This is a genomic window from Rhizobium sp. 10N414, from assembly GCF_056394785.1.
In genome coordinates this window covers 149,209-163,571 of the sequence record NZ_JBFTIN010000009.1, presented here as the reverse complement: position 1 = coordinate 163,571, position 14,363 = coordinate 149,209, and the positions used below count along the sequence as shown (strand labels likewise).

At 61.2% G+C, this 14,363-nt stretch carries 11 protein-coding genes; 3 read left to right on the top strand and 8 right to left on the bottom strand.

Features of this window, described 5'->3' with window-relative positions; genetic code table 11:
• Window positions 1-36 precede the first annotated feature (36 nt).
• A complete protein-coding gene (locus tag AC1DE4_RS11555) occupies window positions 37-1,395 on the bottom strand; it encodes a putative bifunctional diguanylate cyclase/phosphodiesterase (protein WP_025659431.1) in 1,359 nt (452 codons plus the stop codon).
• A gap of 123 nt (window positions 1,396-1,518) precedes the next feature.
• Window positions 1,519-3,240: a response regulator gene (locus AC1DE4_RS11550; protein WP_477881379.1), complete on the bottom strand. Its 1,722-nt coding sequence runs from the start codon at window positions 3,238-3,240 to the stop codon at window positions 1,519-1,521.
• A 176-nt stretch (window positions 3,241-3,416) separates the two neighbouring features.
• Here AC1DE4_RS11550 and mutL point away from each other — a divergent pair, with 176 nt between their 5' ends.
• Together mutL and AC1DE4_RS11540 are read left to right on the top strand one after the other, a co-directional pair.
• The gene (gene mutL, locus AC1DE4_RS11545; RefSeq protein WP_025659433.1) at window positions 3,417-5,231 is read left to right on the top strand and encodes a DNA mismatch repair endonuclease MutL; all 1,815 of its coding nucleotides are present in this window, start codon (window positions 3,417-3,419) and stop codon (window positions 5,229-5,231) included.
• Window positions 5,232-5,298: 67 nt separating this feature from the next.
• On the top strand, window positions 5,299-5,529 hold the full coding sequence (locus AC1DE4_RS11540; RefSeq protein WP_007530431.1) for a DUF2093 domain-containing protein: 231 nt from the start codon (window positions 5,299-5,301) through the stop codon (window positions 5,527-5,529).
• Between the two features lie 31 nt (window positions 5,530-5,560).
• Here AC1DE4_RS11540 and lpxK read toward each other — a convergent pair whose 3' ends face one another.
• The 6 genes from lpxK to AC1DE4_RS11510 all read right to left on the bottom strand — a co-directional run bounded on the left by lpxK (window position 5,561) and on the right by AC1DE4_RS11510 (window position 11,376).
• A complete protein-coding gene (gene lpxK / locus AC1DE4_RS11535; RefSeq protein ID WP_025659434.1) occupies window positions 5,561-6,601 on the bottom strand; it encodes a tetraacyldisaccharide 4'-kinase in 1,041 nt (346 codons plus the stop codon).
• A gap of 106 nt (window positions 6,602-6,707) precedes the next feature.
• Window positions 6,708-7,421 (bottom strand): HAD family hydrolase, encoded by a 714-nt coding sequence (locus AC1DE4_RS11530; RefSeq protein WP_025659435.1) that lies wholly within the window; start codon window positions 7,419-7,421, stop codon window positions 6,708-6,710.
• Between the two features lie 13 nt (window positions 7,422-7,434).
• Window positions 7,435-8,754 carry a lipid IV(A) 3-deoxy-D-manno-octulosonic acid transferase gene (gene waaA, locus AC1DE4_RS11525; protein WP_025659436.1) on the bottom strand — a complete coding sequence of 440 codons (1,320 nt, stop codon included), beginning with the start codon at window positions 8,752-8,754 and terminating at the stop codon, window positions 7,435-7,437.
• 141 nt (window positions 8,755-8,895) lie between these two features.
• Window positions 8,896-9,141: a DUF4170 domain-containing protein gene (locus AC1DE4_RS11520; protein WP_018856931.1), complete on the bottom strand. Its 246-nt coding sequence runs from the start codon at window positions 9,139-9,141 to the stop codon at window positions 8,896-8,898.
• Between the two features lie 61 nt (window positions 9,142-9,202).
• Complete coding sequence (locus tag AC1DE4_RS11515) at window positions 9,203-10,012, bottom strand: 3'(2'),5'-bisphosphate nucleotidase CysQ (RefSeq protein WP_025659437.1); 810 nt, start codon at window positions 10,010-10,012, stop codon at window positions 9,203-9,205.
• A gap of 17 nt (window positions 10,013-10,029) precedes the next feature.
• On the bottom strand, window positions 10,030-11,376 hold the full coding sequence (locus tag AC1DE4_RS11510; protein ID WP_025659438.1) for a TldD/PmbA family protein: 1,347 nt from the start codon (window positions 11,374-11,376) through the stop codon (window positions 10,030-10,032).
• 118 nt (window positions 11,377-11,494) lie between these two features.
• Between AC1DE4_RS11510 and AC1DE4_RS11505 the strand changes: the two genes are divergently transcribed.
• Window positions 11,495-13,303, top strand: coding sequence for a monovalent cation:proton antiporter-2 (CPA2) family protein (locus tag AC1DE4_RS11505; RefSeq protein ID WP_025659439.1), 1,809 nt, complete (start codon window positions 11,495-11,497; stop codon window positions 13,301-13,303).
• Window positions 13,304-14,363 lie beyond the last annotated feature (1,060 nt).

Genomic DNA, 14,363 nt, shown 5'->3' with positions numbered 1-14,363 from the left:
GTAACCGGTGGCGTCCGAAAGGGCGCCATCGGAGTTTCAGGCGCTGACGCGATCAGACGTGTCGTAGTAGTTCTCGTGCAAGAACCGGAGCGTGGCAATGCTGTCAGCGGGCTTGCCGAAATGGTAGCCCTGCCCCATACCGCAGCCGAGCGAACGCAGCTTGACGGCTTCCAGATAGTCCTCGATCCCTTCGGCGACCACTTCCAGGTCGAGCCCCTCGCACATGGTTAGGATCGCCTTGATGATGTGCTCCGAGGCGCGATCGGAATTGATGCGCGACACGAAGGCGCGATCGATCTTGATCTTGTCGAACATAAAGTCGCGGAGGCGGCCGAGGCTCGATTGACCCGTCCCGAAGTCATCCAGCGAGATGCGCACGCCGGCCTGACGGAGATCGGCAATGATCCGGTTTGCCGTGTCGGCCGAGCCCATCACCGCAGTCTCGGTGATTTCGAGTTCGAGCCGGTGCGGATCGAAGCCGACACGACCGAGGATCGACAGGATGCTGCTGCTCGTCCCCGGATCCATCAACTGCGCCGAGGAGAGATTGAAGGAGAGGAAAAGTTCGCGCGGCCAGGAAAGGGCAGCCTCGGCCGCCTTGCGCAGGAGCGCCTCGGACAGCGCATCAATGAAGCCGCGCTCCTCCGCCAGCGGGACGAAAACGCCCGGTGACACAAAGCCCAGATCAGGATCGTTCCATCGCGCCAGAGCTTCAAAGCCCACGACCTGGTTATTGGAAAGTGCGACGATCGGCTGGAAATGCACGTCGATCACATCGGAAATGATGGCATTGCGCAGCGCCTGTTCCAATTGCGTCGCGCGCTTCATTTCCTGGGCGATCTCGCGGGAATAGACGGTGATCTGGCCACGGCCGCGGCGTTTTGAACGGTAGAGCGCGGTTTCGGCGCTTTTCAGCAGTTCGTCGAATTCCTCGCCCGCGAAGGGATAGATCGAAAAGCCGAAGGATGCCGACAGCCGCACATTGCGGTCGCCGAGATCGTACGGCGCCGACAGGACTTCGCGTATCATCTGGCCGAACTTCTCGGCGCTGGCCCGCTCGAACACCAGCGGCAGGACAAAGGCAAATTCATCGCCGTCATGACGCGTCACGAGAGCACCGTCGGGAATGCAGGCCTTCAATCGATGGGCGACCTGGCAGAGAATTTCGTCTCCCGCCGATGAGCCGAAAAGATCGTTGATCGGCTTGAAGGAATCGAGATTGGCGATGCCGATCGTAAATGGTGCTGGATCGCTCGCGCGTTCGGCTGAGATCTGGGCAATCCGGTCGCGCATGCGGTAGCGGTTGCCGAGCCCGGTCAGTGGGTCGGTATAGGCCATTGTCTGAAGTTCATTCTGACTTACGGGCACCAGAGGCATTTCAGCCGACATCATCATTCAGACCCAGACTGCACCAACGGCAGGAAGGATGGCGGGCAAGTCTTAAGAATTCGATAGTGGATCGGTCACGTTGGAACCGTGTTTTGTCCCAAGATTTAGGGAGTTGACGAGCTTTGTTCGTCACATGCTGGCCTGTCTGATGTCCTGGGCAAGGTACTGTTGAAAGATCCCTTGAAGAATATCTGGGCTTACCGGCTTCATAATTACGTCGTCCATTCCAGCCTTTGCGCACTCAGCTCGATCGCGCTCGAAGGCTTGCGTCAGAACACCGATGATCGGCGTTCTTGTACTGCCGCCTTCCTCTGTCTGGCGGATCAGCCGCGCCGCTTCGAAACCGTTGAAGCCCGGCAGAGAGATATCCATCAGGATGATTTTCGGCTGGTGCTCTGTCCAGAGGCGAACGGCTTCATCGCCGCTTGGGGCGATCATGTAACGGTAGCCGAGGCCTTCGAGAATCTGCGAGAAAACGATTTGGTTGATGTCGTTATCTTCGGCAACGAGCACGTCGAGCGTGTTCGCCTCCTCCACGGCAGTGATTTCCCAGTCGGTGTCAATGCCTTCGGCCATCTGGCCGCGGTTGCTGCGGTTGAAATGACGGGCGATCTGGAAGGTGAGCTCATTGGCGAGCTGGAAGCCGTCCATCGCCAGTGCCGGGATGCCGTATTGCTCGGCGAGCTCGAGGCAGCGCATGCCGAGCTGGTTGTCGATCACGAGCAGGTCGAGCGCGATGCCGGAAGAGCTCGCGATTTCCAGGAAATGTTCCTCCTCGTCCTCGCCGCGAACCGAACAGGCCTCGAAACCGTATTTGGCGAGGGTCCGCAGGGCCGCGCCTTCTGCCACGACATCCGATGTCACGACGAGGATCTTGCGACCGGAGAAGTTCTCCGGGACGATCGCCTCCATTGCCGCCGGCTCGCGCCGTTCGCCGTTTCCGCTCATCGGAACATAGGCGCGCCGATAGGAATTCTTGCTTGACGTCGTGACCGTCGATGCGAACCGGAACTCTTCTAGATCGTCGCCGTCGCGCGGCAGATCCTGCATGGTCGAGACAAGAAAATAGCGCCCCGGCTTGCCGATCCGGTGCTTGCGCGTGACGATGTCGCGTTCGACGCCGTCGCGGGAGACCTGCCGCTGGCGGGAAATCGACATTTCGCCCGTCTCCAGAACATGACGGTCGCTTTCCTCGAAACGCTGGGCGACATCCTCGGAGAACAGGTCGCTGCTCTTGCGGCCAAGCACTTCATCGACCGTCGTCTGATACTTGTCGCAGAAGGCGATGTTGACGGCGACGTAATTCAGATTTCGGTCCTTGACGAAGAGTGGGAACGGCAGGTTGTCGAGGATATCCTCCGTGAGCTGCACACGCTCGAGATCGGAGCGCCACTGTTCCTCGCGCTTCTTGTTCTCGGAAATGTCCTGGATGACGCAGACGCCGTAGCCGCTCGCAAGGCGCCGCTTGCCAAACCTGATCCACCGATCCGCACCATGCCGCTCGACGGCCTCGAAGCGCTCGCGCCAGTGCGAGGCGATCTTCTGGGACAGCCAATCCTCACGGCTCATCGCACCTTGGTTGCTGGCCGACTGCGTGCGGATGCCGGTGTCGTAGATGGCGCCCAGGAAGTCACGCAACCGCCTCCCCGGCTTCAGCATCGCCGCCGATATCGGAAAGAAATCGAGAACCTGGCGGCTCGCAAAGACCATGTGGTCGGTCTTGTCACAGACGATGAATGCGGCGCCCAAGCTCTCGCATACCGCGTCAAACAGCACCGTCTGCAGGCTTGATTCAGCCGGCATTTCGCTGCTTACAGATGATGTGTCCGCTTGTTCGAAGCCGGCACTCATTCCTACGCGTCCCACATCTGTCCGATTTAAACCCAGTCCTCGGAATAAGTCGCAAAATGGCACCTTTGTCTTAAGGCGCGCTTAATATTAAGCAGCCGGAATTAGGGCGCGCAGAACGGAAAGGCGGTGGCGCTTTCGCCCTTCCCTCGGACCCGCGAATCCAAGAGAATAGGCGCATGGCCATCAGACAGCTTTCAGAGACCCTCATCAATCAAATCGCCGCCGGTGAAGTCATCGAGCGGCCCGCGAGCGCCGCTAAGGAGTTGATCGAAAACGCCCTCGACGCAGGCGCGACGCGCATTGAGGTTGCGACGTCGGGCGGCGGCAAGAGCCTGCTGCGGGTTTCGGACAACGGCTCTGGCATGGATGTTGCGGATCTGGAGCTTGCCGTACGACGCCACTGCACCTCGAAGATCTCAGATACGCTGGACGATATCCGCACGCTGGGTTTTCGCGGCGAAGCGCTGCCATCGATTGGCTCGGTAGCCAGGCTCAGCATTTCGAGCCGCCGCCGGGACAGCGCAGGCGGCAACGAAATCGCCGTCGAGGGCGGAAGAATTACACATCTTCGCCCCTCACCCGGCAATCCGGGCACGATCGTCGAAGTTCGCGATCTCTTCTTCGCGACGCCGGCCCGCCTGAAATTCCTCAAGACGGAAAAGGCCGAGGCCGCGGCGATCACCGAGGTCGTCAAGCGCATGGCGATTGCCTTCCCCGGGGTGCGCTTCGTGCTCTCGGGGACTGATCGAACGACGCTGGAGTTGCCGGCGACGGGTGACGATCATCTGGCGCGGATGGCGCAGATCCTTGGCAAGGATTTTCGCGACAATGCGATCGAGATCGATGCGGAGCGGGAGGGCATATCGCTGACAGGCTTTACCGGCGTGCCGACCTTCAATCGCGGAAACTCGGCCCACCAATATGCCTTCGTCAACGGACGTCCGGTGCAGGACAAGCTGATCCTGTCGGCGATCCGCGGCGCCTATGCCGAGACCATCCCAGCCGGGCGTTATCCGGTCGCAGTACTGTCGATCAGGCTCGATCCGGCTCTTGTCGACGTCAACGTACACCCGGCCAAATCGGATGTGCGCTTCCGCGACCCGCAACTGGTGCGCGGCCTGATCGTCGGCGCCGTGCGCGAGGCGCTGGCGCGTGACGGCAGCCGGACGGCCACAACGGGTGCAGACGGCATGCTGCGCTCCTTCCGGCCCGGTTTCCAGCCTGGCGCCCAACGGCCCCAACAGCCTTGGTCGGCGGCGACCTCGCCATCGCTTCCATTCCACAAGGCTGCAAACGGCAGCTTCAGCGAACGGCCGCAGGCCTCCTTCGACGGCCTTGCGACGCCGACGGCCCGCAGCGACATCGCCCCTACCCCAAGAATGCCGATTGCGCCGGAAGAGCCGCCACAGCGCTATCCGCTGGGTGCCGCCCGGGCGCAGATTCACGAAAATTATATCGTGGCGCAGACGGATGATGGCCTCGTAATCGTCGATCAGCACGCCGCGCATGAGCGCCTGGTATTCGAGGCGATGCGCAAGGCGCTGCATTCGAAACGGCTCGCCTCGCAGGTGCTCCTCATCCCCGAAATCGTCGATCTGCCGGAAGAGGATTGCGATCGGCTTATGCAGTTTGCCACCGAGCTTGGCGAGCTGGGGCTGGCCATCGAGCGCTTCGGCCCCGGCGCGATCGCCGTGCGTGAGACACCTGCCATGCTGGGAGAGGTGGACGCCACGGGACTTATCCGTCAGCTGGCGGACGAGATCGCCGAATGGGATACCGCCTCCGGCCTGTCGGCCAAGCTGGAATATGTTGCAGCGACCATGGCCTGCCACGGATCCGTGCGTTCGGGCCGACGGCTGCGACCCGAAGAAATGAACGCCCTTCTCCGTCAAATGGAAGTTACTCCCGGCTCAGGGCAGTGCAACCACGGACGACCGACCTATATCGAGCTCAAGCTCTCGGATATTGAGCGGTTGTTCGGCCGTAGCTGAAAAAGCTGGAAAAGGCCGCTGCGGCGCGTTATGGCAGGGGGATGACAGCCTGCAAGGAATGGAGCGCATGAACTTGTTCGAAGGAAATGGAAACCGCGAAGCGCAGATACGCTATCTCGATGCGGATTTTCAGATCCTGTCGCCGGGCTCCTACGTCGTATGTGCAATTACCGGCAAGCAGATCCCGCTCGACGAGCTGCGCTATTGGAGCGTCGCGCGCCAGGAGCCCTACGCCGATGCCGTAGCCTCGCTGGAGGCTGACAAGCGCGCTGGCGTTTTGCCGAACCAGAAGCGCTGACGCTGAACACCGGCACCCCGAGATTTTCCGATTAGGCCTTCCGCCCTTCCTTCAAGCGCCGATCGCGGCAGGCATTGATGGCCCGGTCGATGATGAGACTTGGCGCCAGAGCATCCTCGAAGGCCATCTCCACCTCAATCACCCGGCATTTTGCCGCGAGTTCCTCGGCTTTGCCATGATGGCCGGCGAGCCGGACGAAATCCTTCGACGTCGTGACAATCTGAAGGCCGTCGCTCTCTGCCGTTGTCAGAATGTCGTCGATCTCGTCATCGGTCAGATGCTCGTGATCACCGAACGAGCGGCGAGCGGCGATATGCGCGCCGACGGATTCGACGGTGCGGAAGAATTTCGACGGATCGGCAATACCGGCAAAGGCCAGCACGTTGCGGCCGGAAAGATCGGCGCTGTCGCACACCTTCAGGGAAGCCGTGAAATAGGGTTTGGCGGCGCGCGCCGCGATCCGAACGATATTGTCGGCCGCTTCGCCCCCGCCAACCTTCAAAAGGGCTGTCGCGTAGCGCAACTGCTGACGGATGGGCGCGCGTACAGGACCACCGGGAACGATGTGGCCATTGCCGAGGCCACGCGTGGCGTCGATGACCAGCAACGCATAGTCGATCGCCAGGCGAGCGCTCTGAAAACCGTCATCCATGATGATCAGGTCCACGCCTTCCTTGACGAGGCGCTGGGCCCCTTCGACACGGCGGCGGGAAATCACGGTGAGCGCCTCTCGAGCGAGAAGCAGAGGTTCGTCCCCGACAGCCAGGGCGCGGTGATGAACCGGATCGACAACAGTCGTGACATCGAGGGAACCGCCATAGCCACGGCTCAGAAAACCAGGCTTCAGCCCCTTTGCCTTTGCCGCGCGGGCGATCGTCAGCGCCGTCGGCGTCTTGCCGGCGCCGCCGACGGTGAAATTGCCGACGCAGATAACGGGCACGGGAACCGAAGCACGCTTGGCGTTGGCCATCCGATAGCCGGCCGCACGCCCATACAGGAAGGAAATCGGATAGAGCGCCCAGGCACGCCAATCGGCTTTCGACCACCAGAAGGGTGGCGCTTCGGATACCATTTTCCCCGCCCTGCCTTTCGGACCCCGAGCGTCATGCTGACGGGCTGTGTCCTCGACCGGGCGGAAAGAGAAGGTAAATTTCAAGAAAAAGCAAGCCCTTGGTCAATCAAGCAAGCTGGCGGTCGGGCAGCAGGCCTTCAAGCTCGGTGATGTCGTTCAGGCAGTAATCGGATGCGGCAGCGAGCGTTTCACGCGATCCGGTGCCAGTCAGTACGGCCACGGTCACGCCGACCTTGGCGTTGCGGCCCATGTGCAGATCGTGGTTGTTATCGCCGACAATGGCGACCTCGGAGGGATCAAGGCCCGTCGCCGCGCAGAAACCAAACACCATGCCCGGTTCCGGCTTGGTGCCGAAGCCGCTATCGTATCCGGCCACATAGTCGATGAAGGGCGCAAAGCCAAAGCGCTGGGCGGTTTGCCTGATCGAGCGCTCGTTGTCGCTCGAGGCGACACCGAGGCGAAAGCCGCGTGCATGCAGCCGACCGAAAAAGGCGGCCAGATCAGTGACCGCTACGGAAAACTCGGCGGCATGAGAAAAGAGCTCGTCCAGCTTGATCGTCAGCTCGATCACGTCGAGCATCGAGCCGGCCGCGACGAGCCCCTCCGAAATCTGGCGCGTGTTGCCGGCCGCCAGCAGACTGTCGGGAACGATGTGGCCGCTGACGGGATCCATGCCGCAAGCCAGAAGCAGCCGGTCCGCAAGTTCGGGATCGCCTTCCGATGCGATGCGCGCTAGCTCGCGGTTCACCGGCAGCCAGCTCTCGTCGTAGTCGAGAAGCGTGCCGTCCTTGTCGAAAAGTATTCCCTTGATTGCCTTCATAGCCGCCCTGCCCTCAGCGCTGCAAAGCCGCCTTCGGCAGCAGCCTCGCCTTGACGGTGAGCGGATTGATATAGGGCTCCAAGCCCTTCACCGTCGCCGTCAAYGCGCCCCGCATTTCTTGCACGGCGCCGATCCCGGCTTCGATCATGGTGCGACGCGCTCCGTCGTTGGTGAGCAAATAGTGGACGCCCTTGGCAAGCATCTCCGTATCGCGGACCATGCGCGCGCTGCCGCGCCGCGCCAGCTTCTGATAGGCTTCGCGGAAGTTCTGCACGTTGCTGCCCGACAGCACCGCGCAACCGAGCATCGCCGGCTCCAGCGGATTTTGCCCACCTTCGGCAAACAGCGAGCGCCCGACAAAAGCAACCTCCGTCAGGCGCAGGTAGAGGCCCATTTCGCCGATCGTATCGCCTAGGAAGATATCGACATCAGGGGTCAGCGCATCACCGCGCGTGCGGCGGGCGACCTTGAGACCCAGCTTGACGAGCTCGGCTTCGATGTCGTCGGCGCGTTCCGGATGCCGCGGCACGATGATCGTCAACTGCTCGTCCCGCTCCTTCAGCGCCCGATGGACGATGCCTGCGGCCTTTTCCTCACCGTCGAAGGTGGAGATCGCTGCCCAGGTCTTGCGGCCGCCGAGCTGCTTCTTGTAGTCGGCGAATACCGCAGCATCGTAAGGCGGGGCGTCGGTATCGACCTTGAGATTGCCCGACATCATGACGTGGCGCGCGCCGAGATCGCGGAAGCGCTCGGCATCGACATCCGATTGCGCAATAACAAGCGCCAGGTTCTCGAACAGGGCTTCCGCAAGTGCCGGACGCCGACTCCATCGCGCGAAGGAGCGGTCCGACATGCGCGCGTTGACGAGGATCTGCGGGATGCGGCGGCGGCCAAGTTCCATCAGGGTCGCCGGCCAGATTTCGGACTCAGCGATCAGTACGCAGTCCGGCTGCCAATATTCAAGGAAACGGCTGACGGCGGGCTTGAGGTCGAGCGGCACGTACTGATGGATCGCTTCATTGCCGATGCGCTCAGCGGCCAGCTTGGCGGACGTGATGGTTCCGGTGGTCAGAATGACGTGGATGTCGCGGCGGCGAATTTCGCGGATCAGCGGAATGACTGCATTGGTTTCACCGACGCTTGCGGCATGGAACCAGACCAGCGGTCCGGCCGGACGGTCGGCGCTGGCATAGCCCGAGCGCTCCAAACGGCGCGCACGGTCTTCCTTGCCCTTCGCGGCCCGATAGGCGAGATACCCTCCGACGAACGGCGTCAGCAACGTTCCCGTTGCCTGATAGGCGCCCAGCGCAAACCGCGCCATGCGACCGCTCATCTGCCAAATCTCCGATCACAAATGATCGACATCAACCCATTCCTAATTATTGTTGCGGCCGCAATGGCCGATCAGTTTGTTCAGAATGCGTCAGGCAGTCAGTCGGCTCACGGCTCTTAGCGAGCCGCGCCCGGGGGAGGGTTACTGCGCAGACTTGCTTTCCGGGTCCAGCAAACGGTGCATGTGGACGATGAAGTAGCGCATATGCGCATTATCCACAGTCGATTGCGCCTTTGACTTCCAGGCCGTCAATGCCGTGGCATAGTCCGGATAAATGCCGACGATATCGAGATCCTTCAGGTCCCTGAACTGAACATCGTCCAAGCTTTCCAGTTCGCCGCCGAATACGAGATGCAAGAGCTGCTTTTTGCCGCCGGATTCCGTCATTTTCTTCTCTTTCTGCTCTATTCTCCTCCGCCGCTTCATCTGAGGGATTTTGACGGAAACGTCAACTGCCTCGTCGCTCACCGATCCGGGTTATAAGATCGGCGAGTCGCGGCCCAGCGGCGGCGCAGAGTTCGCCATGGCTGACCTGCATGCGGTTATAGAGCGGCACGTCACCGCGGAGATCAACCAGCCGGCCTCCGGCGCGCTCGAGTATGAGATCCGCGGCCGCGAGATCCCAATCATGTGAATTGTGCTTGATGAAAGTGCCATCAATTTGACCGTCGGCAACCATGGCAATGCGATAGGCAAGGGACGGCACGTGCTTCACGCGCTCGATGCGATGCTTGAACGGTTCCGGGAATGCCTTGAGCACATCCTCCGCGATGGCAAAGCGCCCTGGTGCATCGAGCGGTTTTGTCGATACAGTAATCGGCCGCCCGTTCTTCAGGGCCACGCCACCTTTGACCGCCTCGAAGAGTTCATCCAGAGCAGGAGCGTAGAGAACGCCGGCGACAGGTCGCCCGTGGCGCACGACCGCGACGCTCACGCACCACAGGTCCATTCCCGCCAGGAATGCCCGCGTGCCGTCGATCGGGTCGATGATGAACAGCGTGTCCCGTGAGAGCCGATCACCGCTGTCCTCAGTTTCTTCCGAAAGCCAGCCATAATCCGGCCGGGCTGCGCGGAGAATGGATTCAAGCGTCCGGTTGGCCGCGAAATCGGCGGCGCTGACGGGCGATCGCCCCTCGTTCTTCCACCAGACCTCAGGCGCTTGATTGAAATAGCCGAGTGCGACTTTGCCGGCCTGCCTGGCAGCATCTGCGATCAATTCCAGATCGCTCCGCCAGAGGGCTGTGTCCACGTCAGTCATTTCGGCAATCCAATCCATCAGCGCCCGGCGAGCGTCATTCCCTCGATCGCAAGCGTCGGAGCGGCGACACCAAACTTGCGGTCGATGTCGTTTGCCGGCGTAACCCGCATGAACATGTCCTTGAGGTTCGAAGCGATCGTCACTTCAGACACGGCAAAGGTCAGTTCGCCATTCTCGATCCAGAAGCCAGTCGCGCCGCGGCTGTATTCGCCGGTGATCATGTTGACGCCCTGGCCGATCAGCTCGGTCACATAGAAGCCGTTACCGACACCGCGGATCAGGTCCTCGGGTGAAATGTCGCCCGGCTCGAGAGCGAGGTTCGTCGCGGATGGCGTCACCGAATTGCCGCCGCGCACCCCGCGGCCGTTGGTCTCCATTCCAATCTCGCGGGCCGTCGAGGTGGAGAGGAACCAGTGCTTGAGAACACCATCCTCGATCATCAGCAGTCGTTCGCCGGATACGCCCTCGCCATCGAAGGGGCGCGACGACGGGCCACGGACAATCAGCGGATCGTCGGAGATCGAAAGCCCCGCCTTCAAGACCTGTTGCCCCATCTTGTCGCGCAGGAAACTGGTCTTGCGTGCAACCGAGGCGCCATTGATGGCCCCGGCAATATGTCCGACGAAGCCACGAGCAACACGGGGATCAAAAACGACGGTGATATCCTTGCCAGTATCCACCTGGCGCGGGTTGATGCGCTTGACCGTGCGCTCGCCGGCCCGGCGGCCGATCTCGGCGGCATTATCCAGCTCGCCGAAATAGATGCGGCTGTCGAAATCATAGTCGCGTTCCATCGCCGTGCCTTCGCCGGCGATGACGCTGACGGATCGGCCGAAACGCGAGGCCATGTAGCTGCCCTGGAAACCGTGGGAGGTGACAAGGACAAGGCCACCCATGCCGGCTGAGGCTCCGGCGCCGGACGAATTGGTCACGCCATTGACTGCAAGGGCCGCGGCTTCCGCCTCGAGGGCGGCTTCGCGGAGTTGGTCGGACGACACCTCGGTCGTATCGAGGAGCTCGAGATCCGGATAGGAATTCGCAAGCCTGTCCTCGTCTGCCAGGCAGGCGAACGGGTCTTCCGGCGACACCTTGGCCATCGCCACGGCCCGCTCGGCCAAAGCAGAAAGATCGAAGCCCGGATTTGCCGAGACACTGGCAACGCGCTTACCGATGAAGACGCGCAGCGAGAAATCATCGCTTTCTGATGATTCCGTGCTCTCGACCTTGCCGAGGCGTACGCTGACCGATTGCGATCGCGAGCGCACGACCACCGCATCCGCGGCATCGGCGCCAGCCTTTTTTGCCAGGTCGATCAATTGGCTTGCGCGGGAAAGAAGCGTCGAGGAGTCGATTTCTGAAGACATGATTTGGCCTTTCCTTCGCGTTCCATTTATTGTGCACTACGAAAAGCATCAAGGTCGCGTGAGCCGATTCTTTTGCCCGCCGCTTGTATGCCTCCCAGCATTGAAAGAAACTCGCCTGATGTCAGAGCCCAACACTCTCTTCGCCGAGACGATCCTGCTCCTCGGCGGCGCCGTGGTTTCGGCGCCCATCTTCAAGCGCCTTGGTCTCGGAACGGTGCTCGGTTACCTGGCTGCCGGCGTCGTCATCGGCCCGATCTTCCATGGATTGACGGATGGCGAAGAGATCCTGGATGTTGCCGAACTCGGCGTCGTCTTCCTCCTGTTCATCATCGGGCTTGAGCTGAAGCCTTCGCGCCTCTGGCAAATGCGGCGTGACATCTTCGGGCTCGGAACCGCGCAGGTGGTGGCGACCGGTCTACTGCTGACGCTGTTGAGCGGCCTTTCCGGCGTTCTCGACTGGCGTGGCAGCATCGTTGCGGGTTTCGGGCTTGCTCTCTCCTCCACCGCCTTCGCGATGCAGATCCTCGAGGATGAAGGCGAGGTGAATACGCGCTACGGGCAGCGCTCGTTCTCAATGCTGCTGTTTCAGGACCTTGCGATCGTGCCGCTGTTGGCCCTGATCAGTATTCTCAACGGTGGCAAGGGCAGCGGAACGCCCCTGCTGGACTTCGCGATCGCCATTGGTGCTGTCGGCGCGATGATCGTCATGGGACGCTACTTGCTGACACCGCTCTTTCAGATCATCGCCCGCACCGGGGCCCGCGAGGCGATGATCGCCGCCGCCCTCTTCGTGGTGATGGGATCGGCGAGCCTGATGCAGCTTGCCGGACTGTCGATGGCCATGGGCGCCTTCCTTTCTGGCGTGATGCTGGCCGAATCCTCCTATCGCCACGAGCTGGAAGCGGACATCGAGCCCTTCCGCGGCGTGTTGCTCGCTATCTTCTTCATCGCCGTCGGGCTTTCGATCCAGCTCGAGGTACTCAGAGACAACGCACTCTTCATCATCGTCGCCGTGCCTGTTGTCATGGCAGCGAAGGCCTTGGTGATCTACGTACTCTGCCGCGCAACCGGCTCGCCGCATGACGACGCGATCAGGATCGCTTTTCTGCTGCCGCAGGGCGGCGAATTCGGCTTCGTCCTGTTTTCGGCCGCTGCCGTTTCCGGCCTGATGCCGACGAGTACCGCCTCGCTGCTGATTGCGATCGTCACCCTGTCGATGGCCCTCACGCCGATCGGAACGATGCTCGCCAAGCGGCTGCTGTCGGGAAATCAGGAAGAACAACTGGACGAGGATTTCGAAGGTGCCGGCGCGGATGTTCTGATGGTCGGATTTTCGCGTTTCGGACAGATCGCCGCCCAGATTCTGCTCGCCGGCGGGCGCGCCGTGACCGTCATCGACTTTTCAGCCGATCGCATCCGGCAGGCTTCCTCTTTCGGTTTCCGGATTTACTTCGGCGACGGCACCCGAAAGGACGTGCTCAGGGCCGCCGGCATCGACCGGGCGAAGATCGTTGTTGTTTGCACGCAGAAGCGCGAGATCACCGACAAGATCGTCGAACTGGTGCAGGCGGATTATCCACACGCAAAGCTCTTCGTGCGCTCCTACGACCGCATCCACTCGATAGCGCTGCGCAACCTCAACGTCGACTACGAACTGCGCGAAACGCTGGAGTCAGGCCTGCTCTTCGGCCGGCGAACGCTCGAGGCCTTGGGCGTCGGCGAAGCGGAGGCCTATGAAATCGGCGAGGATATCCGCAAGCGCGACGAGGCGCGCCTCGTGCTCCAGGTCACCGAAGGACTGCAGGCCGGCCGCGACATGCTTTTCTCGCAGCCGGTCAAACCGGAGCCGCTCATGAAGCCAAAGCGCGCCGCTAGCTTCGACGAGGACCCGCTGGCGGGCACGGCAGAAGTGACGGCCGACGCTTAGAACCCTTCACGTTAGATTGAAACGTTCTGCTTGCTCAAAGGATGCCCGCGTGAGCGACGATGTAGTGGGCAATCTCCATCTTTCCCAGATCTCAAAAGTCACATGAACCGCCGCCTTTGGGCGTGAAGCCATCTGCGCAGGCGGGGTTCGCTGGTTCATTTAGCGAGCGGGCTCCCGGCCCACCGGTGGTACATGACGAACTGATTGCAGTGAGCAAGAGAAAAGCGAGTGCCGCGATTGGCTTGTGCAAGCGGGTCATGGGAACTCTCCAATTGAGCATCCTACAAAGCCTGACCGCCAAAGTTCCGATGCCAAGTTCCGGGCTCGGGGGTCTACTGCAACAGCTAAGCGGCGGCAAGCATCCCATGGCATGATGAACCTGTACTCGCCCGTTGGAAAGAGGACAGGCGACGGGCTCTCTGGCGCGATCATATTTATGGCCCTTGGGGCCAGAAGCGTACAACTAGACGCCTTATCTGCAGACCGATGAGGATTGCTGTAGCCGGGAACGCAATCTGCAACGCGTAGTAGACAAGTCGAAGGAAATCCGGGTCGGGAGCACTCCACAAGTTGCCCCCACTCGAGATACCGAGGTCTATGTATTGCTCGATCCATCGGAAAACCGCATCAGCCACCTCTTCGGGCCCGGCACCGACTTTGTCGAAGGCTCGTGTGAGGAAAGGCACGATCCAGGCATTGAACAACAGGCTGCCGGCGGCGCCGCAGACGCCCCCCTGCCAGAAACTACTAGTGTTTGTCCCGTTCACCATCGAAGCAAGCATGCTCTTGCAATCGGGCCGTGTTAAGTTATCCGTTCTAGTTAGAAATCGCGGGGGCGTTTTGCCACCTTGTAAAGCGCGTTGAGAGGCGTGGCAGGTTCGTTAGAGGTGATGAGCGTGCTCCCCCGGCTGGGTTGTCGAGCCATCACTTGTATTGAGCCACAACTTAGGCGATTTTCTCATGCCCTGCCTTTCTCAGGCGGGCTAACCCGGAGGATGTTATGAGTCTCAAGGCTATACTCGGATCTTCGCTTCTCTCATGTGCACTTGCTCTGGTCGTA